The 21992-nt window shown below is 64.7% G+C and carries 28 protein-coding genes and 2 pseudogenes; 22 read left to right on the forward strand and 8 right to left on the reverse strand.

Going from position 1 to position 21992, the window contains the following annotated elements; all coding sequences use genetic code 11:
- Both QOJ24_RS25210 and mftR read right to left on the reverse strand, forming a co-directional pair.
- On the reverse strand, positions 1-275 hold a 275-nt coding region (locus tag QOJ24_RS25210), incomplete at its 3' end, for an RNA polymerase sigma factor (protein ID WP_526266132.1).
- Between the two features lie 66 nt (positions 276-341).
- Entirely contained in the window at positions 342-941 is a 600-nt protein-coding gene (gene mftR / locus QOJ24_RS25215) for a mycofactocin system transcriptional regulator MftR (protein ID WP_526266170.1), read from the reverse strand.
- A gap of 93 nt (positions 942-1034) precedes the next feature.
- On the opposite strand from mftR, the gene mftA reads away from it, so the two are divergent.
- The 7 genes from mftA to mftG all read left to right on the forward strand — a co-directional run bounded on the left by mftA (position 1035) and on the right by mftG (position 7598).
- Positions 1035-1133: a mycofactocin precursor MftA gene (mftA, locus tag QOJ24_RS25220; protein ID WP_526266133.1), complete on the forward strand. Its 99-nt coding sequence runs from the start codon at positions 1035-1037 to the stop codon at positions 1131-1133.
- Positions 1134-1135: 2 nt separating this feature from the next.
- Positions 1136-1408 carry a mycofactocin biosynthesis chaperone MftB gene (gene mftB, locus QOJ24_RS25225; RefSeq protein WP_526266135.1) on the forward strand — a complete coding sequence of 91 codons (273 nt, stop codon included), beginning with the start codon at positions 1136-1138 and terminating at the stop codon, positions 1406-1408.
- Positions 1408-2640: a mycofactocin radical SAM maturase gene (mftC, locus tag QOJ24_RS25230; RefSeq protein ID WP_526266137.1), complete on the forward strand. Its 1233-nt coding sequence runs from the start codon at positions 1408-1410 to the stop codon at positions 2638-2640. The genes mftB and mftC overlap by 1 nt, the downstream gene beginning before the upstream one ends.
- A gap of 2 nt (positions 2641-2642) precedes the next feature.
- Positions 2643-3836, forward strand: coding sequence for a pre-mycofactocin synthase MftD (mftD, locus tag QOJ24_RS25235; protein WP_526266138.1), 1194 nt, complete (start codon positions 2643-2645; stop codon positions 3834-3836).
- Between the two features lie 138 nt (positions 3837-3974).
- Positions 3975-4721, forward strand: coding sequence for a mycofactocin biosynthesis peptidyl-dipeptidase MftE (gene mftE, locus QOJ24_RS25240; protein WP_526266140.1), 747 nt, complete (start codon positions 3975-3977; stop codon positions 4719-4721).
- Complete coding sequence (gene mftF, locus QOJ24_RS25245) at positions 4718-6130, forward strand: mycofactocin biosynthesis glycosyltransferase MftF (protein ID WP_526266141.1); 1413 nt, start codon at positions 4718-4720, stop codon at positions 6128-6130. Before mftE ends, mftF begins: the two co-directional genes overlap by 4 nt.
- 46 nt (positions 6131-6176) lie before the next feature.
- Positions 6177-7598, forward strand: a complete 1422-nt coding sequence (gene mftG / locus QOJ24_RS25250) for a mycofactocin dehydrogenase MftG (RefSeq protein WP_526266143.1) — start codon at positions 6177-6179, stop codon at positions 7596-7598.
- Here the strand turns inward: mftG and QOJ24_RS25255 are convergent.
- Positions 7494-9170 carry an MFS transporter gene (locus QOJ24_RS25255; RefSeq protein ID WP_526266145.1) on the reverse strand — a complete coding sequence of 559 codons (1677 nt, stop codon included), beginning with the start codon at positions 9168-9170 and terminating at the stop codon, positions 7494-7496. The genes mftG and QOJ24_RS25255 overlap by 105 nt on opposite strands.
- Positions 9171-9263: 93 nt before the next feature.
- Here QOJ24_RS25255 and QOJ24_RS25260 point away from each other — a divergent pair, with 93 nt between their 5' ends.
- Complete coding sequence (locus QOJ24_RS25260; protein WP_526266146.1) at positions 9264-9908, forward strand: TetR/AcrR family transcriptional regulator; 645 nt, start codon at positions 9264-9266, stop codon at positions 9906-9908.
- Here QOJ24_RS25260 and QOJ24_RS25265 read toward each other — a convergent pair.
- The gene (locus QOJ24_RS25265; protein ID WP_526266148.1) at positions 9886-11136 is read right to left on the reverse strand and encodes a cytochrome P450; all 1251 of its coding nucleotides are present in this window, start codon (positions 11134-11136) and stop codon (positions 9886-9888) included. The genes QOJ24_RS25260 and QOJ24_RS25265 overlap by 23 nt on opposite strands.
- Before the next feature lie 118 nt (positions 11137-11254).
- Between QOJ24_RS25265 and QOJ24_RS25270 the strand changes: the two genes are divergently transcribed.
- Entirely contained in the window at positions 11255-12913 is a 1659-nt protein-coding gene (locus tag QOJ24_RS25270; RefSeq protein ID WP_526266149.1) for a carboxylesterase/lipase family protein, read from the forward strand.
- A 16-nt stretch (positions 12914-12929) separates the two neighbouring features.
- Positions 12930-13280, forward strand: coding sequence for a nuclear transport factor 2 family protein (locus QOJ24_RS25275; protein ID WP_526266151.1), 351 nt, complete (start codon positions 12930-12932; stop codon positions 13278-13280).
- Here the strand turns inward: QOJ24_RS25275 and QOJ24_RS25280 are convergent.
- Positions 13275-13472: a mycothiol transferase gene (locus tag QOJ24_RS25280; protein ID WP_526266153.1), complete on the reverse strand. Its 198-nt coding sequence runs from the start codon at positions 13470-13472 to the stop codon at positions 13275-13277. The genes QOJ24_RS25275 and QOJ24_RS25280 overlap by 6 nt on opposite strands.
- Before the next feature lie 87 nt (positions 13473-13559).
- Positions 13560-13868, reverse strand: a pseudogene (locus tag QOJ24_RS25285) (PaaI family thioesterase); the annotation flags it as partial.
- Positions 13869-13962: 94 nt separating this feature from the next.
- On the opposite strand from QOJ24_RS25285, the gene QOJ24_RS25290 reads away from it, so the two are divergent.
- Positions 13963-14400 carry a VOC family protein gene (locus tag QOJ24_RS25290; protein WP_526266154.1) on the forward strand — a complete coding sequence of 146 codons (438 nt, stop codon included), beginning with the start codon at positions 13963-13965 and terminating at the stop codon, positions 14398-14400.
- A 61-nt stretch (positions 14401-14461) separates the two neighbouring features.
- On the opposite strand, the pseudogene QOJ24_RS25295 reads toward QOJ24_RS25290, so the two are convergent.
- Positions 14462-14641 (reverse strand): annotated as a pseudogene (locus tag QOJ24_RS25295) (DUF4442 domain-containing protein); the annotation flags it as partial.
- A gap of 400 nt (positions 14642-15041) precedes the next feature.
- On the opposite strand from QOJ24_RS25295, the gene rpsJ reads away from it, so the two are divergent.
- From rpsJ to rpsQ, 11 genes are read left to right on the forward strand one after another with little or no spacing between them, the layout of a single operon-like run.
- Positions 15042-15347, forward strand: coding sequence for a 30S ribosomal protein S10 (rpsJ, locus tag QOJ24_RS25300; RefSeq protein ID WP_003883485.1), 306 nt, complete (start codon positions 15042-15044; stop codon positions 15345-15347).
- Positions 15348-15361: 14 nt separating this feature from the next.
- Positions 15362-16015 (forward strand): 50S ribosomal protein L3, encoded by a 654-nt coding sequence (gene rplC, locus QOJ24_RS25305; RefSeq protein ID WP_526266156.1) that lies wholly within the window; start codon positions 15362-15364, stop codon positions 16013-16015.
- A complete protein-coding gene (gene rplD / locus QOJ24_RS25310; protein WP_526266158.1) occupies positions 16015-16677 on the forward strand; it encodes a 50S ribosomal protein L4 in 663 nt (220 codons plus the stop codon). Before rplC ends, rplD begins: the two co-directional genes overlap by 1 nt.
- Entirely contained in the window at positions 16677-16979 is a 303-nt protein-coding gene (gene rplW, locus QOJ24_RS25315) for a 50S ribosomal protein L23 (protein WP_526266160.1), read from the forward strand. Before rplD ends, rplW begins: the two co-directional genes overlap by 1 nt.
- A gap of 23 nt (positions 16980-17002) precedes the next feature.
- Positions 17003-17845: a 50S ribosomal protein L2 gene (rplB, locus tag QOJ24_RS25320; RefSeq protein ID WP_526266161.1), complete on the forward strand. Its 843-nt coding sequence runs from the start codon at positions 17003-17005 to the stop codon at positions 17843-17845.
- A 9-nt stretch (positions 17846-17854) separates the two neighbouring features.
- Positions 17855-18136, forward strand: coding sequence for a 30S ribosomal protein S19 (gene rpsS, locus QOJ24_RS25325; protein WP_010908582.1), 282 nt, complete (start codon positions 17855-17857; stop codon positions 18134-18136).
- A complete protein-coding gene (rplV, locus tag QOJ24_RS25330) occupies positions 18133-18762 on the forward strand; it encodes a 50S ribosomal protein L22 (RefSeq protein WP_526266163.1) in 630 nt (209 codons plus the stop codon). The genes rpsS and rplV overlap by 4 nt, the downstream gene beginning before the upstream one ends.
- Positions 18762-19661: a 30S ribosomal protein S3 gene (gene rpsC, locus QOJ24_RS25335; RefSeq protein ID WP_526266165.1), complete on the forward strand. Its 900-nt coding sequence runs from the start codon at positions 18762-18764 to the stop codon at positions 19659-19661. Before rplV ends, rpsC begins: the two co-directional genes overlap by 1 nt.
- A gap of 2 nt (positions 19662-19663) precedes the next feature.
- Positions 19664-20080, forward strand: a complete 417-nt coding sequence (gene rplP, locus QOJ24_RS25340; protein ID WP_123026934.1) for a 50S ribosomal protein L16 — start codon at positions 19664-19666, stop codon at positions 20078-20080.
- Complete coding sequence (gene rpmC, locus QOJ24_RS25345) at positions 20080-20313, forward strand: 50S ribosomal protein L29 (RefSeq protein ID WP_526266167.1); 234 nt, start codon at positions 20080-20082, stop codon at positions 20311-20313. Before rplP ends, rpmC begins: the two co-directional genes overlap by 1 nt.
- Positions 20313-20615 carry a 30S ribosomal protein S17 gene (gene rpsQ, locus QOJ24_RS25350; RefSeq protein ID WP_123026932.1) on the forward strand — a complete coding sequence of 101 codons (303 nt, stop codon included), beginning with the start codon at positions 20313-20315 and terminating at the stop codon, positions 20613-20615. The genes rpmC and rpsQ overlap by 1 nt, the downstream gene beginning before the upstream one ends.
- Before the next feature lie 88 nt (positions 20616-20703).
- Here the strand turns inward: rpsQ and zwf are convergent.
- The coding region (gene zwf / locus QOJ24_RS25355) for a glucose-6-phosphate dehydrogenase (protein WP_526266168.1) at positions 20704-21992 on the reverse strand (1289 nt) is incomplete at its 5' end.

Consider the following 21992-nt stretch of genomic DNA (forward strand, 5'->3'; position numbering starts at 1 on the left):
TCGGCCACCGGCACGGTGAACCGGTCAGATCGCCGCCGGTAGTGGTCGGCGAGTTTGTGCCGCGCCACGCCGATGAGCCACGGCACCGTTATCGGCGACGGAACCTCCTTGCGCGCGGCGTCCATCGCCGCCAGAAAGGTTTCCGACGTCAGGTCTTCGGCTGCTCCGCGGTCGCCACAGCGTCGGACGAAATATCCGTACACCGTGGGCAGTGCCTCGTCGTACAACGCCAGCAGCGTCCGCGGCGCGTCACCTGGCTCTGGTTCGGCGCTCACACCCTTATCGTCGCCTCGAAGCGCCGTACTCCGACGCCCGAACCGAAAGTTTTTTCACCAGGGCGTTCAGGTCAGCGCGGCCAGGCCGCCGCTGACCGTGTCGAACGCATCGTCGAGCGCCTCGGCCAGCGACACCGTCTCGTCGGCCAGCCAATGCTCGTAGGCGGACAAGGCCGTCCCCAACATCGTCCAGGCCACGGTCTGCGGTGCAAGGTCGCTGTCCTTGACGCCGAGCCGTCGCGCCACGAATGCGGCCACCACCGCGCGCCACCCCGCGTACATCGTCATCGAATAAGCCTGCAGCTCGGCGGTCTGCAGGATGACCCGCATCCGTTGGCGGTGCCTCGGTGTCTCGGATTCGTCAAAGGTGTTGAACGCCAACAGCGCCGTCCGCAGCGCGTCCCCGATCGGCACACTCGGGTCGAGGTCAGCCAGCTGATTGCGCATTCGCTCGAGGTGGGCGTCGAAATCGCCCCAGGGCAGTGCGCTCTTGGACGGGTAGTAGCGGAATAGTGTCCGGCGCGCGATCCCCGCGGCGTGTGCAACGTCATCGACGCTGACCGCATCGAAGCCGCGGGCAACGAAGAGGTCGATCGCGACATTGCTCAAGTGGTCCCAGGTCGTCGAGCGTCGCCGGCCAACCCGGTGCTCGGAACTCGACCTCATCACCACCCCGCCCTTCCATTCTGGCACTCGATGCCATATTCTTGCGATTTGGATCACAATTGTCGAGACCCGGTTGAAGAAAAGGTGGCAATCATGGAGCCGAATCAGCAGGTAGAGAACGACAACACCGAGCTCGTGACCGAGACGCTGGTCGAAGAGGTGTCGATCGACGGGATGTGCGGAGTCTACTGACCATGACGTTCGACCCGGACGTCAGCTGGCGGCTGCACCACCAGGTGGCGGTCCGGCCAGAGCCATTCGGCGCGCTGCTCTATCACTTCGGCACGCGCAAACTGTCGTTCCTGAAGAACCGGGCCATCGTCGAGGTGATCAACTCGCTGGGCGAGCACCCCGATGCGAGATCCGCATGCCGCGCGGCCGGAATCGACGACGCACAACAGGGTCCGTATCTGCACGCGCTGGGCGTTCTGGTCCAGTCGAAGATGCTCGTAACTGGAGACGATTAATGACTGTGACAGATTCGGCGCCAGCGCCGGAAGCCCAACCGGTGCCACGCCTGGTCGAGCAATTCGAGCACGGCCTCGACGCACCGATCTGCTTGACGTGGGAGTTGACCTACGCCTGCAATCTGGCGTGTGTGCACTGCCTGTCCTCGTCGGGTAAGCGCGATCCTCGCGAGCTGTCGACGCAGCAGTGCAAGGACATCATCGACGAGCTCGAGCGCATGCAGGTGTTCTACGTCAACATCGGCGGCGGCGAACCGACGGTGCGGCCGGACTTCTGGGAACTGGTGGACTACGCCACCGCCCATCATGTCGGGGTGAAGTTCTCCACCAACGGGGTGCGCATCACCGCGGAGGTGGCCGCCCGGCTGGCGGCCAGTGACTACGTCGATGTGCAGATCTCCTTGGACGGGGCGACTGCCGAGGTCAACGATGCGGTGCGCGGTCAGGGTTCGTTCGCGATGGCGGTGCGCGCGCTGGAGAATCTGGCCGAGGCCGGTTTCAAGGACGCGAAGATCTCTGTCGTGGTGACCCGGCACAACGTCGATCAACTCGATGAGTTCGCCTCGCTGGCAGCACGTTACGGTGCCACGCTGCGAATCACCCGGCTGCGCCCATCGGGCCGTGGCGCCGATGTGTGGGATGACCTGCATCCGACACCGCAGCAGCAGCGCCAGCTCTACGACTGGCTCGTCGCCAAGGGCGATGGCGTCCTCACGGGCGACTCCTTCTTCCACCTGTCCGGGCTCGGGGCGCCGGGTGCGCTCGCAGGCCTGAACCTGTGCGGTGCGGGCCGGGTGGTGTGCCTCATCGATCCGGTCGGCGACGTCTACGCCTGCCCATTCGCCATCCACGATCGCTTCCTCGCCGGAAACATATTGTCCGAGGGCGGTTTTGACAACGTATGGAAGAACGCGCCGCTGTTCCGCGAACTACGGGAGCCGCAGTCGGCCGGAGCTTGCGGAAGCTGCGGTCACTATGACAGTTGCCGCGGCGGCTGCATGGCCGCCAAATTCTTCACCGGTCTGCCTCTGGACGGCCCGGATCCCGAATGTGTCGAGGGTTGGGGAGTCCCGGCACTCGAGAAGGAACGGGTCAAGCCGAAGCCCAGTGGCGATCATTCCCGTGGAACCAAGCAGGGGCCCATCCCGCTGACTCTTGCGCCCGCACCGCTCAGACTCAATGTCGCCGCGGGAGCGGCTCCGTCCCGCCTGTGCAACGAGAGCCCGGTCTAGCCATGGCCCGCGATAAGTGGTTCGAGACGGTGGCGTTCGCCCAGCAGTTGGCGAAGAAGCGGCTGCCGAAATCCGTATACAGTGCCCTGCTCGCCGCCAGCGAGAAGGGCATCACCGTCGCCGACAACGTCGACGCGTTCGGCGAGCTCGGATTCGCGCCGCACGTCATCGGCGCCATAGAGAAGCGTGACTTGTCGACGACCGTTATGGGACAGGAGATCTCGCTGCCCGTAGTGATCTCGCCGACGGGCGTGCAAGCGGTCCATCCGGATGGTGAGATCGCCGTCGCTCGCGCTGCTGCGGCGCGAGGCACCGCGATGGGCTTGTCGTCATTCGCGAGCAAGCCTGTCGAGGACGTCGTCGCCGCCAATCCCAAGACGTTCTTCCAGATTTACTGGCTCGGTGGCAGGGAAGCGATCGCCGCGCGGGTTGAACGTGCGCGGGCGGCCGGGGCCGTCGGCCTGATCGCCACCACCGACTGGAGCTTCGCGCACGGCCGTGACTGGGGCAGTCCGAAGATCCCCGAGCACATGGACCTGCGCACGACGGTGCGCATGCTCCCCGAGGGCCTGACCCGACCGCGGTGGCTCCTGCAGTGGGCGAAGACCATGCGCCCGCCGGACCTGCGGGTGCCCAACCAGGCCGCGGTCGGCGAGCCCGGACCACCCTTCTTCGCCGCATACGGCGAGTGGATGGGCACGCCACCGCCGACGTGGGAGGACATCGCCTGGCTGCGCGAGCTATGGGGCGGACCGTTCATGCTCAAGGGTGTGATGCGTGTCGACGACGCGAAACGTGCTGTCGACGCTGGTGTTTCGGCCATCTCGGTGTCCAACCACGGCGGTAACAACCTGGACGGGACACCGGCGTCCATTCGTGCACTGGCGCCCATCGCAGAAGCCGTGGGAGACCAGATCGAGGTGCTGCTCGACGGTGGTGTGCGGCGAGGCAGCGACGTCGTCAAGGCTCTGGCTCTCGGCGCGCGCGCGGTCATGATCGGCCGTGCATACCTCTGGGGGCTGGCGGCAGAGGGTCAAGCCGGGGTCGAGAACGTGCTCGACCTCCTCCGTGGCGGCATCGACTCGGCGATGATGGGCCTGGGCCGAGCTTCGGTACACGACCTAGTCGCCAGCGACGTGGTGGTGCCCGCGGACTTCATCCGAGCGCTGGGTGTGCCCGCCGACACCCGGCCCTGACCCGGACGCCTCCGCTACCAGCGCCATTACTGGTGAAACATGCGTGGCAGGGGAGACGGACGTGATTAGCCGACACCGTCTGCGGCAACTTCATGGAAAAAGAAATCTGCTCATGCGCGAACAACCGGCGCACAGCAGGTGAATTCGTCCTACCATCGGCAGGTGGCTTTCCCCAGCGAGCTTGGGAACTCAACGTCGAGCCAGCTGCACGGCATATCACCCGCGTTGTTAATCCCGGTAGGTTCCACCGAACAGCATGGACCCCACCTGCCGCTGGACACTGACACCAGGATCGCGTCGGCCGTCGCTCGCCGAGTTGCTGAAAGACTTGCGGAAGCCGATCATCATCGCGGATGGCTAATTGCACCACCGATTGGCTACGGGGCCAGTGGCGAACACGAGAGCTTTTCCGGCACCGTGTCCATCGGTTCCGAAGCTCTGCGGCTATTGCTGGTGGAATTCGGTCGGTCGGCCACGAACTGGGCGAGGCGCCTCGTGTTCGTTAACGGACATGGTGGGAACGTGGAGGCGCTGGCCGCGGCGACCACGTTGCTGAGATTCGAGGGACGCGACGTCGGATGGTGCTCCTGCGGTGTGCTGAACGCTGATGCCCACGCCGGGCACACCGAAACGTCTGTATTGCTACATATTTCGCCGGACGCCGTGCGTTTACAGGAGATGGTCCCGGGAAACCGTGCGCCGCTGGCCGAGCTGCTGCCCGCGATGCGCAGGGGCGGGATGGCGGCCGTGAGTGACGTGGGTGTTCTCGGTGATCCCACGACTGCCACCGCGACCGACGGTGAACGGCTGTTTGCCGAGATGGTGGACGGCTGCCTCCGCCGGATCGTCGGTTGGAAGCCCGACCGGAACGGGATGCTGACATGAGTCAGCACCGGCTGCCCGACGGGTTCGCGGTGCAGGTTGATCGCCGGGTCAAGGTGCTCGGGGAGGGCGCGGCTCTGCTCGGTGGTTCGCCCACCCGGCTACTTCGGCTCGCGCCTGCCGCGCAGACCATGCTCAACGGCGGCAGGCTCGAAGTGCATGACGCCCTCAGCGCCCAGGTCGCCCGCACACTTCTGGACGCCACCGTCGCCCATCCGAGGCCGGCAAGCGGACCATCACACCGAGACGTTACTGTAGTTATCCCTGTGCGAGACAACGATTCTGGTGTGCACAGGTTGGTGTCGGCATTGCGTGGCATGCGTGTGGTGGTGGTGGACGACGGGTCGGCCACCCCGATTCAACAATCCGACTTCAACGGCATGCACTGCGACGTTCAGGTGTTGCGCCATCCCCGCAACAAGGGGCCCGCCGCCGCCCGCAACACCGGCCTTGCGGTCTGCAAGACCGACTTCGTCGCGTTTCTCGACTCGGATGTGGTTCCGCGGCGCGGCTGGCTGGAAGCGTTGCTCGGCCACTTCTGCGATCCCGCAGTGGCTTTGGTCGCGCCGCGCATTGTGAACTTGGCGCAGCCGGACAGTTTGGTGGCCCGCTACGAGGCGGTGCGCTCGTCGCTCGACCTCGGCCAGCGGGAGGCGCCCGTCGTGCCGTACGGGACCGTTTCCTACGTGCCGAGCGCAGCGATCATCTGCCGGCGGTCTGTGCTGGACGAGGTCGGCGGATTCGATGAAACAATGAAGTCCGGCGAGGATGTGGATCTGTGCTGGCGCTTCATTGAAGCCGGTGCGCGGCTCCGGTATGAACCCATCGCCATGGTTGCCCACGAGCATCGCACCCAGTTGCGAGAGTGGTTCGTGCGCAGGGCTTTTTACGGCGAGTCCGCGGCTCCGCTTTCGGTCCGCCACCCAGGCAAGACAGCTCCGCTGGTGATCTCCGGTTGGACACTTGTGGTGTGGATTCTGCTCACGATGGGCTCCGCCGTCGGCTGCCTCGCATCCATGGTGGTGGCCACGATCACCGGCCGGCGGATCGCCAACTCGCTCGGCACGGTCGACACCGAACCCAAAGAGGTCGCGGTCGTCGCCGCGCACGGCCTCTGGTCGGGGGCCCTTCAGCTCGCCGCCGCGATCTGTCGGCACTACTGGCCGATCGCGCTTGTGCTCGCGATGCTGTCTCGGCGGTGCAGAAACATCGTGCTGGTGGCGGCGATCATCGACGGTGTCGTGGACTGGGTGAAGCGGCACGGTAATGCTGACGACGACACCAAGCCCGTGGGTCTGGTCAGCTACCTACTGCTGAAGCGACTGGACGATATCGCCTATGGCACCGGTCTGTGGACCGGAGTGGTTCGGGAACGGCATATCGGCGCCCTCAAGCCGCAGATCCGGACCTGAAGCAGCTTTGCCCATCGGCCCCGCTGCTCCTCGTGGGCGCAGTGATGTGCTGATCATTGGAGCGGGCAGTGCTGGATCTGTTCTAGCGGAACGGCTCTCAGCAGATTCCAGGTGTGATGTCACTGTTGTCGAGGCGGGGCCAGCGCCCTTCGACCCAAAGGTGAGCGCTCAAATTACTGATGCGGTGCGGATGCCGATCGGTACCGCCAGCTCAGTGGTGCGGCACTTTGCGACGACGTTGACAGACGAGCCGGTGCGCGCCGGGCACATCATGCGGGGTGCGGTGGTGGGCGGGTCCGGTGCGGTCAACGGCGGCTATTTCTGCCGCGCGTCGCCAGAGGACTTCGGAAGCTGGTCGATTCCCGGCTGGTCATGGGACGACGTGCTTCCACACTTTCGCGCGGTTGAGCGTGATCTTGACTTCGTCGGCCCGCTGCACGGGTCGGAAGGGCCGATACTCGTCCGTCGCGTGGCTGAATTCGACGGATGTACAGCCACTTTCGTGGATACAGCCATCGAAATGGGCTACCCGTGGATCGCTGACCTCAATGGCGCGGCTCCAGACATTCCGCTCTCAGCCGGCATCGGTGCCGTACCACTGAACATCGACGGCGGTATCAGGATCGGGCCGGGCGGTGCATTCCTGCAGCCTGCCCTCAACCGTCCCAACCTGACGTTGATCGCAGACACGCGGGTGGCGCGGATCGTGTTCGACCAAGGCGTCGCGGTCGGCGTGGACGGCGTGGGGCCTGCCGGACCGATCCAGCTGTCAGCCGATCGGATTGTATTGTGCGCCGGGGCAATCGGCTCTGCGCAACTGTTGATGCTGTCGGGTATCGGACCCGAGGATGACCTCGTGGGTGCGGGCGTCCCGGTTGTGCTGAATGCGCCGGTCGGCACTCGGACCAGCGATCACCCTGAATGGGTGCTACCCGTGGGCTGGACGCCGACGCACGACCTTCCTCCTCTGGAGGCAGTGCTCACTACACCGAACGGTCTCGAGATCAGGCCCTATACGAGGGGCTTCGGCGCCATGATGGAGGGCGCAGGTGACGATCCCGCCGATCGACCGCACATCGGCGTCGCGCTGATGCATCCGCGGTCTCGGGGCAGGTTGCGTATAGTGTCGGACGATCCCGAGGCGGCACCGATCATCGAGCATCGCTATGACAGCGACCCGCACGATGTGGCCATGTTGAGTGCCGGTGCCGAACTTGCGCGTGAATTGGCCTCGTCATCAACGGAAGTCGGCGATGCCAGCTGGTCGACGTCCCAGCATCTGTGTGCGACGGCGCCGATGGGATCTGAAGGTGATCCGGTGGCTGTCGTCGACGAGCGATGCCGGGTGCGCGGCGTCGATCGTCTATGGGTCGTCGACGGGTCGGTGCTGCCGGCCGTCACCGGGCGCGGCCCGCACGCCACGGTCGTGATGCTCGGACACCGCGCTGCCGAGTTCATCGTCGCCTGACGAACGCGCCAGTCGGGCCACGATCCTGAGCTGACGACCGTCGCGACCCGGGGCCCAGACTGCGACGAACACGGCCGCGACGGCGAGCACCGTCGCGAGCACAATGAGCGACAGGTCCATAGCGTCGAGAAAGGCCGTTTCGGCGAGCTTGGTCAGCGCGGGCCTCTGCGGTCCAAGCTGTTTGGCGATCTCCAGCGCGTTGGCGAGGGAGTCGCTCGCCGCGCCGCGAACCTGCTCGGGAAACTGGGCCAGGACCGGCGACAGCGCATGACTGTACTGCGCGGCCAGCACGGAGCCCGCCACAGCGATGCCGACGGCGGCGCCCACTTCTCGGGTCGTGTCGTTGACGGCGGACGCTACTCCCTGTTTGTCGGTCGGAACGGCGTTCATGATGGCCGATGTCGTCGGTGCAACGCTCAGGCCGATCCCGGTGGCGGTGATCATTATCGGCCAGACGATGTCGATGTAGGACGAGTCGGCTTGAAAGTACTGCATGCTGAACAGGCCCGCGGCGATCAGGAACAAGCCGACCGCCACCACCAGCCGAAGGCCCAACCTGGGCAGGATCAGGTGCATCGTCGCACCCAGCGCGATGATGGGGACGGCCAATGGCCCTAGCGCCCAGGCGGTTTGAAGCGGCGTGTAACCGAGAATGAGCTGCATGTACTGCATGGCGATGAAGAAGAAACCGAAGTTGGAGAAGAACAGGAACGTTATGCCGACCGAACCGATGGTGAAGTCGGGACGCCCAAACAAACGAACATCGAGGAGTGGATGCTTCCTTCGCAATTCGACGAGCGCGAAAACGACGGCGAGCGCCACACCCGCGGACATGCAACCCCATACGATCGGATGCGACCATCCGCGGACAGGGGCCTCGACCACACCGAAGACGAAAACGGCAACGGCGCCGCCGATGAGGACTGCGCCGATCCAATCGACGGGCGTGGCCCTCTCGTCACGCGAAGACCGAATCGTGCACGTGCAGGCGAACAACACGACACTCGCGATCGCGAACGCGTAGAACACCGACTGCCACGCGAAGTAGTGCAGCAGCAGTCCTGTCCCCATGAACCCGACGACCGCTGCTGAACTCGCAAAGCCTGCCCATATTCCGATTGCCTTGTTGCGTTCGTTCTTGGGGAAGGCAGCGGTCAGCAGAGAAAGTGTGGCGGGCATGATGAACGCGGCCCCGACGCCGGCGACGGCGCGGGCGATGATGATCTGCACAGGGCTGTCGAAGATCGTCGGCGCAATCGACGCGAGGCCGAAGATCGTGATGCCGACGAGTAATGCGCCCCGGCGCCCATATCGATCGCCGAGTGCACCTGCAGGCAACAGCAAGCAGGCCAGCACCAGTGTGTAGCCGTCGACAACCCACGTGAGCTGGGTCTGGGTGGCCGCGGTTTGCAAGGCGATATCCGGAAGCGCTGCGTTGAGGGCGACCATCGAGGCAATCACGAGCAGAACGTCGACGGCTGCGACTGTCAACAACCAGAACCGGCCGAATTTCGACAAGGAGGCCAGGTTGGCGTCGATATCCTGATCGGACCGGACGACCGTGTCGGCCATAATTGTCGCCTACCTTCGATCGGGCTATTTTCGAGACTAACAGTCTCGTTGTGAGACCAACAGTCTTGTTCCCGTAGGAAAGGGGCCCAAACCATGACCGACGGGCGCAACGACCCCCGACCGGCGCGATCGAGGGCCCGTCTGCTCGAAGCTGCGACCACTCTGCTGCGCTCGGGAGGCCCCAGTGCGGTGACCGTCGATGCGGTCACCCGCGCAGCCAACGTGGCTCGCGCCACGCTCTATCGGCACTTCCCGAGCGGAAATGATCTGCTGGCAGCCGCTTTTCACGCGATGATTCCCCCGGCGCCGACGCCGCCGGCCGAGGGCTCATTGCGTGACCGGCTGATCGAGCTCGTGCAGGCGCAGGCCGACTTGATCGCCGAGGCTCCCGTCACGTTGACCGCGATGTCATGGTTGACCCTGGGTGGGGACCTGGAAAGGTTGCCGGGCGCACCGCACCGCGGCTCGCAAGACAGTCCCGAGGTGCGCACCTTGCGGGAACGTGTGGCCGAACAGTACGCAGCGCCGTTCGAGGCGATCCTCAGTAGCCCGCAGGCGGTTGCCGAGCTGGGCGAGGTCGACCGCGCCAAGGCGGCGGCATTGCTGCTTGGCCCAATCGCGCTGGGCAAGCTGTCGACATTGCCGGACTTCGACTATCGGGATATTGCGGTGTGCGCCGTCGACGGTTTTCTCGCCACCCATCGCAAGAAGGGGCTCAGCGAAGCGAGTAGCGAATAGGCAGATGCTTGAGCCCGCCGACGAACGTCGTCGCAGACAGCTCGGGCTCGCCTGCCAATTCGATGGACTCCAGGCGGGGTACCAACTCGGCGAAAAGGCTGTTCATCTCCATCCGCGCCAACGCGGCTCCCAGGCAGAAATGCACGCCGTAGCCGAAGGCCAGGTGCTTGTTCGGGTCGCGGCCGACGTCGAACCGAAAGGGCTCGTTGAAGACGTCCTCGTCGCGATTGCCTGAAACGTAAGTGAGATATACGGATTCACCCTTGGCGATCGGCACGCCGCGAACGGTGGTGTCTTCGGCCGCGGTCCGCATGAACTCTTTCACCGGAGTCGTCCAGCGGATCATCTCCTCGACCGCGGTCGGCATCAGGTCCATACTGTTCTGCAGGCGCGTCAGCTCACCGGGATTCTCGATGAGGGCGCGCAGCCCGCCAGAGATCGCGTCCTTCGTGGTGTCGTGTCCGGCGCTCGCGATGATCACGTAGTAGGAGAGTGTGTCCATATCGGATAGCAGTTCACCGTCGACGCGCCCGTTGGCTATTGCGGATGCCAGGTCCTCGGTGGGCGTTTCCCGTCGCGATGCCGTCAACGCTCCGAAATAGTTGAAGAAGTCGGCGAGTACGGCCAGCAGATCCTCCGTGCTGTCGCCTCGTCGATGCTCCTCGTCGTCACCGCCGAACATCTCCTGCGTCAGCTTCATCATCCGCGGGAAATCGTCCTCGGGCAGTCCGAGGAGCGAGAGAATCACATAGAGCGGGAAGTTGACCGCGATCGCCTCGACGAAATCGCACTCAGGCCCGACGTCACGCATCGTGTCGACATAGCGCTTCGCAAGTTCGTCGACACGAACCTTCAGTGCGCGCATCGCTTTGGGGCGGAACCAGTCCGCGCCGATCGCACGGACTTTCCGATGGTGCGGGTCGTCCATGTGGATGAGCGTGCGGATGCCCATACCGGCGTCCTGCTGTGTCTTGAGCACGTCGTCGGTCGCCGCGGTCGCCAGCAGCGGGCGGGGTTCGGAAAGGAACAGGTCGTTCGCGCGCTCGATGGCCATGATGTCTTCGTGCTTGGTGATCGCCCAGAACGGGCGGTACGGCGGGCTGTCGACCCACGCCACCGGATTGTCGGTCCGCAGTCGGGTAAGTGCGCTGTGCAGCCGGTCGTCGTCGGCGTATGCGGTCGGGTCGGCCAGTACCGTGGCGGCTTCGTCGATAGGGCGCGGGCTCATCGCGTCTCCCTGAGGTGTGGGCTGGAGCGAACTTGACGGGTGTCAAGTTCGCAGTCTAGGGGATCGCCGTATGTGCGATCCAGCGGTTTGAGCGAAAGCCTGCGTAGGCTCGGACTTCGTGCAGCCAGGGACGGCTCGAAGCCTGCGGGTGGTCCTGATCGTCGTGATGGCGACGGTGCTGGTGGTCGCGCTCGGACGGCTCGTCGGGGCATCGCCGAGGTCGGCCATCCCGGGAATACTCGAGGCGCCGTCGCCGGTGGTCCCGACGCCCGCGCCGCAGTCGGATACCTCCCTGGTACAGACGGCCACCGGCACGGTTCGCGGCCAGGTCGAGTGGGATCATCGCTTGTTCGCCGGCATCCCTTACGCGGCACCGCCTGTGGGCCCGCTGCGCTTCCGTGCGCCTGCGCCGCCGCCGGCATGGGATGGGATACGCGATGCCACCAAATCGGGGCCGCGGTGCATCCAGGATCCCAGTGCCGATCCAGAATTCGGAAAGCAGAGCGATGAGGACTGCCTGAGCCTGGACGTCTGGACGCCTGCGATGAAGGGAGCGCCGCGACCGGTCATCGTGTGGATCCACGGCGGCTCGTTCACCGGTGGCAGCGGCAAGATCTACGACGGCCGCTGGCTGGTGTCGCGCGGCGACGTCATCGTCGTCACCATCAACTACCGCCTCGGCACGCTGGGATTCCTCGCCCATCCGGCGCTCGGTCCGCCCGGCGACGTCGGCAACTACGGACTGCAGGACCAGCAGGCGGCGTTGCGGTGGGTCAGGGACAACATCGCCGACTTCGGCGGCGACCCGGCAAAGGTGACCGTCGCAGGGGAGTCCGCGGGCGGCATGTCGGTATGCGACCACCTGGTGGCACCGGATTCGAAGGGATTGTTCCGCGCGGCGATCATCCAGAGTGCGCCGTGCGGGGCACAAGCGGACCTTCCGACAGCCGAGCGGCACAGCGTCGACTACGCCGCGAGAGTCGGGTGCGCCGATCCGAAGACGGCCGCGGACTGTCTGCGATCGTTGCCGCTGGACAAGCTGCGCGAACCCGTGACCTTCTACAACATCGGCGAGGATGCGCTGCCCGGGCCGGTAACCGGCAGCGTGGCCCTCCCTGTCGACCCGGTCACTGCGATCGCACGCAACGAGGCGGCCCGCGTGCCGGTACTGATCGGCACGAACCGAGACGAGTTCACCCTCTTCGTCGCGTTGCAGTATCTGCGGTTCGGTGAGGTCTACACGACCGAGCGGTACCCGCAACTGCTACGAGATACGTTCGGCGCCAACGCTGCTGCCGTCGGTGAGCGCTACCCGCTGGGCAACTACGGCGGCAACGTGCCGTCCGCGTACGCGGCGGCGGTCACCGACGGGGTGTTCTCGTGCGTCAACGAGCGGATGAGCGACGACCTGGCCCGGGTCGGGCCGGTCTACGCATACGAGTTCAACGACCGCGATGCACCCGCGCCAGAGCCGATGCGCACGTTGCCGTTTCCCGTCGGCGCCAGCCACTCGTTGGAGTTGCGCTTCATCTTCGAGGTCGGCGGCGCGGGTCCCCTGGACCCGCCGCAACAGAAGCTGTCGGACCAGATGCTCGACTACTGGAGCAGGTTCATCAACAACGGGTCGCCGGATGCCGTTGGTCAGCCGGAGTGGCCCGCGCTCGGCGCCGACGTCGCCGCGCAGCCGTGGATGTCATTGCAGTCAGACGGCAGTCGCGTCATCACCGACTTCGATGACAGCCACCAGTGCGCGTTCTGGGCGAACCTGCCCCGGTAACCCCTAGGCTTGCGCCATGCCGACCCCGGATCCCCAGACGTTCGCCGACGAGTGGGTGCGTGCGTGGAACGCACACGACGTGGAGGCCGTGCTTGCCCATTTCCACGACGATGTCGAGTTCACCTCGCCGGTGGCCGCGCGCGTACTACCCGAGTCGAACGGTGTGGTGCGCGGAAAGGACGCGTTGCGGGGGTACTGGACAACGGCTTTGACGATGGTGCCCGACCTTCACTTCGACGTCGTCGGGGTATATCGGGGCGAGTCGACGCTGGTGATCAACTATCGCAACCACCGTGGCGAACTGGTCAACGAGGTGCTGACGTTCGACGGCAATCTGGTGCGCGTAGGACACGGCACGTACTCATGAGCCCTCCGCTGCGGGCGGCCGCGGCGGGAACATCGTTGCGCCGTCGATCGACTCGCGGATGAGGTCGGCGTGCCCGGCATGGCGCGCCATCTCCTCGTTGATGTTCATCAACGCCCAGCGTGCCGTCCAATGGGCAGCGTCGCAGACGCGCTGCATGTGTTCGGGTACGACGATTGTCGTGGCACGCCGCAAAGTTTTTCCTGTTGCTATGCGTCGAAATACGACTTTTTGCATAGATCCACTCGCACTTCCTCTGTAAAAAGCGGATTTCGACGTCAGTCAGTGCGCAGGTGTCACCCAGCAGGTGATGTCGGCATGCACCACCTCGGTGCCCATCTTGTCCGTCACGCTCACCGGGATCACCACCTCGACGCCGCCGGTGATCGCCGCGAAGTCCGGCGGGTCCAGCCGGGCCTGGGCGCGTAGCGAGGTAGTGGCCTTCTCGAGGTACTGCACATTCATCGCCTTCGGAATCCAGCGGTGGCTGGTGGGCACGGTCGCCTCCATCAACATCCCCATTGCGATCTCCGCCGCATTGCAGGATGCGATCGCATGCACGGTGTGCAAGTGGTTGTAGACATAGAGCCATCCTCGACAAGGGAAACCTGCGGGAGGGCGACCATCGCCCGACGATGGTCAAAACGTCGTGTTATCAGTGCCGCCGCTGGCATCATCAAAGCTCGTGGAAAGCGATCCAACTCGTCCGCGCTTGGCTGGACTCCATCACTTTGGGATTTCGGTAGCCGTCCTCGAGCGCAGCATTCGTTTCTATTGCGACGTGCTCGGCGCTGACCTCTTAGTGGCGGATACCCCCGAGGGTGAGGACAGCCGTCGTTTCCCAGGGCGCGCGGCGATTCTGAGCCTGGGCGGCCAAGTGTTTGACCTATGCGCGCACTCAAGCAACGCAGGTGAACGGTTCGACCCTGTGCGTACCGGTCTGGATCATTTCGCGCTTGAGGCTGAGTCTTTGGATGACCTCCGTGCATGGGCAAGTTGGCTTGATACCTCTGGTGTTGTGCGTTCGGCGATCCGGAAAGTAGCCGGGGACCAAGGAACAATGTTCGACTTTGTCGATCCTGACGGAATCCAGATAGAGTTCGCCCACTTCAATCTCGGCTGAAGTGAGCCGGTCGCTTTCGAACTGTCTAATTCGTGTTCCGTGGTGAAACCTAAACAACCTAGACGAAGAACCATTTCGGCACCGTGACCTCGGCGAGGCCGGGTTCCATCCGGACGACGTGCGGGGCGATCGATGCAAAATACGGCACCCGTACCATCGCTGCCGTCGAAAACAACCGGGTGCCACCCGGACGTCCCGCGAGGCGTTTCCACATTTGGTAGGTAGTGGTCGGGGCTGCCATGACGGGGTACCTTACTCTGGAGTAAGAAAGCCTGGTCGTGATGCCGCAGGCATGGCCGTCGGGCACCGCGGCAATCCCATGGCCAGGGATTTGGAGCAATTACCGATCTGAGGCATACTGTTCGGGTTGCCTTGAGCCGGGTTTGCGCCTGGCCGGGCATACAACCGGCGCCCAAACGGGCGCAAACGGTGCCATCTTCGACGAAGGCGGAATTTCCGTCGAGACGAAGTGCGCGTGCGGGCGACACACCCGACCGCGGGGACCGGTGAACTTCAGACAGGTAAACAGCGGCGGCAACACCAGCGCTGCGTCCGCGTGGCAACACACGGACGAGGCGCAGGGACCAGGTCCTCGAGTTTGGGCCGGCCGAAGTGCGAAGCAGGAGCGAGGTAGGAGAAGCGTGGCGGGACAGAAGATCCGCATCAGGCTCAAGGCCTACGACCACGAGGCGATTGACGCCTCGGCGCGCAAGATCGTGGAAACGGTCACCCGTACAGGCGCCAGTGTCGTTGGTCCAGTGCCGCTGCCGACCGAAAAGAACGTGTACTGCGTCATCAGGTCCCCGCATAAGTACAAGGACTCGCGGGAGCACTTCGAGATGCGCACGCACAAGCGCCTTATCGACATCCTCGACCCGACGCCGAAGACCGTTGACGCACTCATGCGCATCGATCTGCCGGCCAGTGTCGACGTCAACATCCAGTAGGAGACCCAAGAGAAATGGCTAGAAAGAGCATTTTGGGCACCAAGCTGGGCATGACGCAGGTGTTCGACGAGAACAACAAGGTCGTGCCCGTGACGGTCGTCAAGGCTGGCCCCAACGTGGTGACGATGATCCGTACCCCGGAACGCGACGGCTACAGCGCTGTGCAGCTCGCCTACGGCGAGATCAGCCCGCGCAAGGTGAACAAGCCGCTGTCCGGGCAGTACGCCGCCGCGGGTGTCAACCCGCGCCGTCATATCGCCGAGTTCCGGCTCGACGACGAGACCGCGGCAGCCGAGTACGAGGTCGGTCAGGAACTGACCGCCGAAATCTTCAGCGACGGCGCCTTTGTCGACGTGACGGGGACCTCCAAGGGCAAGGGCTTCGCGGGCACCATGAAGCGCCACGGCTTCAAGGGTCAGGGCGCAAGCCACGGTGCACAGGCGGTTCACCGTCGTCCCGGTTCGATCGGCGGGTGTGCCACCCCGGGTCGGGTGTTCAAGGGCACCCGGATGTCGGGTCGGATGGGCGGTGACCGCATCACGACGCAGAACCTGTTGGTGCACAAGGTCGATGCCGAGAATGGCGTGCTGCTGATCAAGGGCGCCATCCCCGGTCGCAACGGCGGACTGGTGACGGTCCGCAGCGCAATCAAGCGAGGCGATAAGTAATGGCCACCAAGAATGTGAAGATCGACGTCCACACACCGGCCGGCAAGACGGACGGCTCAGTCGAGCTGCCCGCCGAGCTGTTCGACGTCGAGCCGAACATCGCGCTGATGCATCAGGTGGTGACCGCGCAACTGGCGGCCGCCCGTCAGGGCACGCACTCGGCCAAGACGCGCGGCGAGGTCCGCGGTGGCGGCCGGAAACCGTACCGGCAGAAGGGGACAGGTCGGGCCCGTCAGGGTTCGACGCGCGCACCTCAGTTCACCGGTGGTGGCGTCGTGCACGGCCCGAAGCCGCGCGACTACAGCGAGCGGACGCCGAAGAAGATGATTCGCGCCGCACTGCTCGGCGCGCTGTCCGACCGGGCCCGCAACGGCCGCATCCACGCAGTGACCGAGCTCGTCGAGGGGCAGGCGCCGTCGACGAAGAGCGCCAAGACGTTCCTGGCCGGTTTGGTCGAGGGTAAGCAGGTGCTGATCGTCATCGGTCGCAGCGACGAGGCAGGCGCCAAGAGTGTGCGCAATCTTCCTAACGTGCACTTGCTTTCGCCGGACCAGCTCAACACCTACGACGTGCTGCACGCCGACGACGTGGTCTTCAGCGTCGAGGCGCTGGATTCCTACATCAGCGCCAACACCAAGACTGACGAGGAGGTTTCGGCCTGATGGCGACCATCACCGATCCGCGCGACATCATCCTGTCGCCGGTCATCTCCGAGAAGTCCTACGGGCTGATCGAGGACAACGTCTACACGTTCATCGTTCACCCCGACTCGAACAAGACCCAGATCAAGATCGCCATCGAGAAGATTTTCAAGGTCAAGGTCTCGTCCGTGAACACCGCCAACCGCCAGGGCAAGCGCAAGCGCACCCGCGCCGGCTACGGCAAGCGCAAGAACACCAAGCGCGCCATAGTCACGCTTGCCGAGGGCAGCAAGCCGATCGACCTGTTCGGAGCACCGGCGTAACCGCCGGGTAAGGGATAGCTGACATGGGAATCCGCAAGTACAAGCCGACGACCCCCGGTCGCCGCGGTTCAAGCGTCTCCGACTTCGCCGAGATCACTCGCACGGAGCCGGAGAAATCGCTTGTGCGTCCGCTGCACGGCAAGGGTGGACGTAACGCGCACGGCCGAATCACCACCCGGCACAAGGGCGGTGGCCACAAGCGCGCCTACCGCGTGATCGACTTCCGTCGCCACGACAAGGACGGCGTCGACGCCAAGGTCGCACATATCGAGTACGACCCGAACCGCACCGCCAACATCGCGCTGCTGCACTACCTGGACGGCGAGAAGCGCTACATCATCGCGCCGCAGGGTCTGGCGCAGGGGCACATCGTCGAGTCTGGCGCGAACGCAGACATCAAGCCCGGCAACAACCTGCCGCTGCGCAACATCCCGGCGGGCACGCTGATTCACGCTGTGGAACTGCGTCCCGGCGGTGGCGCCAAGATGGCCCGTTCGGCAGGTGCGTCGATCCAGCTGCTGGGCAAGGAAGGCACCTACGCTTCGCTGCGCATGCCCAGCGGTGAGATCCGCCGCGTCGACGTGCGCTGCCGCGCCACCGTCGGCGAGGTCGGCAACGCCGAGCAGGCGAACATCAACTGGGGCAAGGCCGGCCGCATGCGGTGGAAGGGCAAGCGCCCCACCGTTCGTGGTGTCGTGATGAACCCGGTCGACCACCCGCACGGCGGTGGCGAGGGCAAGACCTCAGGCGGCCGCCACCCGGTCAGCCCGTGGGGCAAGCCCGAGGGCCGTACCCGTAAACGCAACAAGCAGAGCGACAAGCTCATCGTCCGACGCCGGCGTACCGGCAAGAAGCACCACCGGTAGGAGTAGCCGATGCCACGCAGCCTGAAGAAAGGTCCGTTCGTCGACGACCATCTCCTGAAGAAGGTCGACGTACAGAACGAGAAGAACACCAAGCAGGTCATCAAGACCTGGTCGCGTCGTTCGACCATCATCCCCGACTTCATCGGGCACACCTTCGCGGTGCACGACGGCCGCAAGCACGTCCCGGTGTTCGTCACCGAGGCGATGGTCGGACACAAGCTCGGCGAGTTCGCACCCACCCGCACGTTCAAGGGTCACATCAAGGATGACCGGAAGGCCAAACGGCGATGACCTCTGTTGAGACCGAATACCCGAGCGCGACGGCGAAGGCCCGCTTCGTCCGCGTATCGGCGACCAAGGCGCGCCGGGTCATCGACCTGGTGCGCGGCAAGACCGTGTCCGAAGCGCTGGACATCCTGCGGTGGGCGCCGCAGCAGGCGAGCGAGCCGGTCGCGAAGGTGATCGCCAGTGCCGCCGCCAACGCGCAGAACAACGACGGGCTGGATCCCTCGACGCTCGTGGTCGCCGCGGTCTACGCCGACGAGGGTCCGACGGCCAAGCGCATCCGGCCGCGCGCCCAGGGGCGTGCGTTCCGAATTCGCAAGCGCACCAGCCACATCACCGTGATCGTCGAGAGTCGTCCGGCACGCGGTGAGCGCGCCGGTCAGTCGGCCAGCTCAACCCGTTCGCGTCGCGCGCAGGGCAGCAAGGCCGCCGCCGGCAAGGCGCCGGCAAAGAAGGCACCCGCAACGAAGGCGACGGCTGAAAAGGCCACCGCTGAGAAGACTCCTGCCAAGGCCGCTGCTAAGAAGGCGACCGCCGAGAAGGCGACTGCTGAGAAGGCTCCGGCCAAAAAGGCTGCCAAGAAGGCTCCGGCGAAAAAGGCTTCTGACGAAGCGAAGGGAGGCTCGCAGTAGTGGGCCAGAAAATCAACCCCCACGGCTTCCGGCTCGGTATCACCACCGACTGGAAGTCCCGGTGGTATGCCGACAAGCAGTACAAGGACTACGTCAAGGAAGACGTCGCGATCCGTCGGCTGCTGGCCACCGGTCTCGAGCGCGCCGGCATTGCCGACGTGGAGATCGAGCGCACCCGGGACCGGGTCCGCGTCGACATCCACACCGCACGGCCGGGCATCGTCATCGGCCGTCGCGGCACCGAGGCCGATCGCATCCGGGCAGACCTGGAGAAGCTGACGAAAAAGCAGGTCCAGCTGAACATCCTCGAGGTGAAGAACCCCGAGTCGCGGGCTCAGCTGGTCGCCCAGGGCGTCGCCGAGCAGCTGAGCAACCGCGTGGCGTTCCGCCGCGCGATGCGCAAGGCGATCCAGTCCGCGATGCGTCAGCCCAACGTCAAGGGCATCCGGGTGCAGTGCTCCGGCCGTCTCGGCGGCGCCGAGATGAGCCGCTCGGAGTTCTACCGCGAGGGCCGCGTTCCGCTGCACACGTTGCGTGCCGACATCGACTACGGCCTGTACGAGGCCAAGACGACGTTCGGTCGCATCGGCGTGAAGGTCTGGATCTACAAGGGCGACATCGTCGGTGGTAAGCGCGAACTCACCGCCGCCGTTCCGGCAGGCGCCGATCGTCCGCGCCGGGAGCGCCCTTCGGGCAGCCGCCCGCGTCGCAGTGGGGCGTCGGGTACGACTGCCACCAGCACCGAAGCCGGTCGCGCTGCCTCCGGCGGCGATACCGGTCCCGCGCAGTCGGGTACTGAAGAGGCACCCGCCGTCGCGGAGGCGTCGACAGGCACCGAGGCCGCTGCAGGCGCTGCAGCCGAGGCGACCCCGGAGTCAACTCAAAGCACGGAGAGCTAGTTATGTTGATTCCCCGTAAAGTCAAGCACCGCAAGCAACATCACCCGCGCCAGCGCGGTATCGCCAGCGGCGGTACGACGGTGAGCTTCGGCGACTACGGCATCCAGGCTCTGGAACACGCCTATGTCACCAACCGGCAGATCGAGTCCGCTCGTATCGCGATCAACCGACACATCAAGCGTGGCGGCAAGGTGTGGATCAACATCTTCCCGGACCGCCCGCTGACCAAGAAGCCCGCCGAAACCCGGATGGGCTCGGGCAAGGGTTCGCCGGAGTGGTGGATTTCCAACGTCAAGCCGGGTCGCGTGCTGTTCGAGTTGAGCTATCCCGACGAGAAAGTCGCCAGGGAGGCGCTGACCCGCGCGATCCACAAGCTGCCGATCAAGGCACGCATCGTTACTCGAGAGGAGCAGTTCTGATGGCAGTAGGAGTGACGCCGGGCGAACTGCGCGAGCTGACCGACGAAGAACTGCACGACAAGCTGCGCGAGTCGAAGGAAGAGCTGTTCAACTTGCGCTTCCAGATGGCGACGGGTCAGCTGGCCAACAACCGTCGGCTGCGGGTAGTGCGTCAGGAGATCGCGCGCGTGTACACCGTGCTGCGCGAACGTGAATTGGGTCTGGCTTCCGGACCTGTTGGTGAGGAATCGTAATGGCAGAGAAGGCAACCAAGGGTCCCGCGTACACACCGCGGACCGAAAAGCCGCGCAACCGTCGTAAGACCCGCATCGGCTATGTGGTGAGCGACAAGATGCAGAAGACCATCGTGGTTGAGCTGGAGGACCGGGTGAAGCACCCGCTCTACGGCAAGATCATCCGCACCACGACCAAGGTCAAGGCGCACGACGAGAACGGCATCGCAGGCATCGGCGACCGGGTGTCTCTGATGGAGACGCGTCCGCTGTCGGCCACCAAGCGCTGGCGGCTCGTCGAGATTCTGGAGAAGGCCAAGTAGCGGTATCTGCGCAAGCAGACGCAGAGCCCCTGATACTCATCGTGTCGGGGGCTTTTGCATTCGCCGCTTTGCCGGCGGGCACAGCCGATCAGCAGTCGTCGTGCTTGGCCTCGCGCCACCCTCGCTCGAATGGCAGCCGCCACGCGTTGGGAGCGATCAGCTGATGAATCGAGTTCGGTCCCCAGGTACCGGGCTGGTAGATCTTGGCCGGTGGCGGGTTTTCGAGCAGTGGCTCTGATCGCTCCCAAAGCGACTCGATGCCTTCAGCGGTGGTGAACAGCGTATGGTCGCCGCGCATCGCGTCCAGGATCAGCCGCTCGTAGGCCTCCAAGACATCGTTGACGGTGTCGATCTCCTGCGTCGAGAACTGCATAGACAGCTTGTCCAGCTTCATCCCGGGACCGGGGCGCTTGCCGTAGAACGACAGCGACACTTTGGAGTTGTCAGCGAGATCGAACGTCAGATGGTCGGGCCCCTGCGAACCGACGCCGGATCCCGCCGGGAACATCGAACGCGGCGCTTCCTTGAACGCAATCGAGATGACGCGAATGCCCTCGGCCATACGCTTTCCCGTGCGGAGGTAGATCGGTACCCCGGCCCAACGCCAGTTGTCGATACCCACCTTGAGCGCGATGAACGTCTCGGTATCGGAATCGCGGGCTACACCCTTGTTCTTGCGGTACCCCACGTACTGCCCTCGGACAACCTTGGCCGGGTCGACAGGCAACATCGAGCGGAACACCTTGTTCTTCTCCTCGCTGATGGCGCGGGGTTCGAGTGCCGTCGGGGGTTCCATCACGACGAACGCCATCACCTGAAACAGGTGGGTGACCACCATGTCCTTGAAGGCGCCGGTGCTCTCGTAGAAGTTGGCCCGCTCGTCAAGGCCGAGCGTCTCGGGGATGTCGATCTGGATGTGGTCGATGAAGTTTCGGTTCCAGATCGGCTCGAACAAGCCGTTGGCGAACCTGAAGGCCAGAATGTTCTGGGCGGCCTCCTTGCCCAGGAAGTGGTCGATGCGGAAGATCTGATTTTCGTCGAACGTCTCGTGGACGAAATTGTTCAGTTCGACGGCGCTGGCCAGATCAGTGCCGAACGGCTTCTCCATGACGACGCGCGACCGCTCCACCAGCTTTGCGTCGCGCAGCATGGTGATCACCGCACGGGCGGCTTTTGGCGGCACCGACAGATAGTGAAGTCTCCGGACGTCTGATCCCAGTTTCTCCTCGGCTTCCTCGACAGCGCTTGCAAGCGCCTCGGGACCTGCAGTCTGTGGGACGTAGTTGACCGTGTCGGCGAACCGGGTCCACTGTTCCTTGCTGAGTTTGTGCGTTCCGAAGTCGTCGATGGCCTCCTTGGCCACCTTCAGGAAGTCCT

This window comes from Mycobacterium sp. (assembly GCF_032159775.1).
Lineage (GTDB): Bacteria > Actinomycetota > Actinomycetes > Mycobacteriales > Mycobacteriaceae > Mycobacterium.

Bases quoted from the DNA above. Each gene is read 5' to 3' on its own strand.
- mftR (WP_526266170.1), bottom strand. From the start codon at position 941: ATGAGGTCGAGTTCCGAGCACCGGGTTGGCCGGCGACGCTCGACGACC.
- mftA (WP_526266133.1), top strand. From the start codon at position 1,035: ATGGAGCCGAATCAGCAGGTAGAGAACGACAACACCGAGCTCGTGACC.
- mftB (WP_526266135.1), top strand. From the start codon at position 1,136: ATGACGTTCGACCCGGACGTCAGCTGGCGGCTGCACCACCAGGTGGCG.
- mftC (WP_526266137.1), top strand. From the start codon at position 1,408: ATGACTGTGACAGATTCGGCGCCAGCGCCGGAAGCCCAACCGGTGCCA.
- mftD (WP_526266138.1), top strand. From the start codon at position 2,643: ATGGCCCGCGATAAGTGGTTCGAGACGGTGGCGTTCGCCCAGCAGTTG.
- mftF (WP_526266141.1), top strand. From the start codon at position 4,718: ATGAGTCAGCACCGGCTGCCCGACGGGTTCGCGGTGCAGGTTGATCGC.
- QOJ24_RS25255 (WP_526266145.1), bottom strand. From the start codon at position 9,170: ATGGCCGACACGGTCGTCCGGTCCGATCAGGATATCGACGCCAACCTG.
- QOJ24_RS25260 (WP_526266146.1), top strand. From the start codon at position 9,264: ATGACCGACGGGCGCAACGACCCCCGACCGGCGCGATCGAGGGCCCGT.
- QOJ24_RS25265 (WP_526266148.1), bottom strand. From the start codon at position 11,136: ATGAGCCCGCGCCCTATCGACGAAGCCGCCACGGTACTGGCCGACCCG.
- QOJ24_RS25275 (WP_526266151.1), top strand. From the start codon at position 12,930: ATGCCGACCCCGGATCCCCAGACGTTCGCCGACGAGTGGGTGCGTGCG.
- rplC (WP_526266156.1), top strand. From the start codon at position 15,362: ATGGCTAGAAAGAGCATTTTGGGCACCAAGCTGGGCATGACGCAGGTG.
- rplD (WP_526266158.1), top strand. From the start codon at position 16,015: ATGGCCACCAAGAATGTGAAGATCGACGTCCACACACCGGCCGGCAAG.
- rplW (WP_526266160.1), top strand. From the start codon at position 16,677: ATGGCGACCATCACCGATCCGCGCGACATCATCCTGTCGCCGGTCATC.
- rplB (WP_526266161.1), top strand. From the start codon at position 17,003: ATGGGAATCCGCAAGTACAAGCCGACGACCCCCGGTCGCCGCGGTTCA.
- rpsS (WP_010908582.1), top strand. From the start codon at position 17,855: ATGCCACGCAGCCTGAAGAAAGGTCCGTTCGTCGACGACCATCTCCTG.
- rplV (WP_526266163.1), top strand. From the start codon at position 18,133: ATGACCTCTGTTGAGACCGAATACCCGAGCGCGACGGCGAAGGCCCGC.
- rplP (WP_123026934.1), top strand. From the start codon at position 19,664: ATGTTGATTCCCCGTAAAGTCAAGCACCGCAAGCAACATCACCCGCGC.
- rpmC (WP_526266167.1), top strand. From the start codon at position 20,080: ATGGCAGTAGGAGTGACGCCGGGCGAACTGCGCGAGCTGACCGACGAA.
- rpsQ (WP_123026932.1), top strand. From the start codon at position 20,313: ATGGCAGAGAAGGCAACCAAGGGTCCCGCGTACACACCGCGGACCGAA.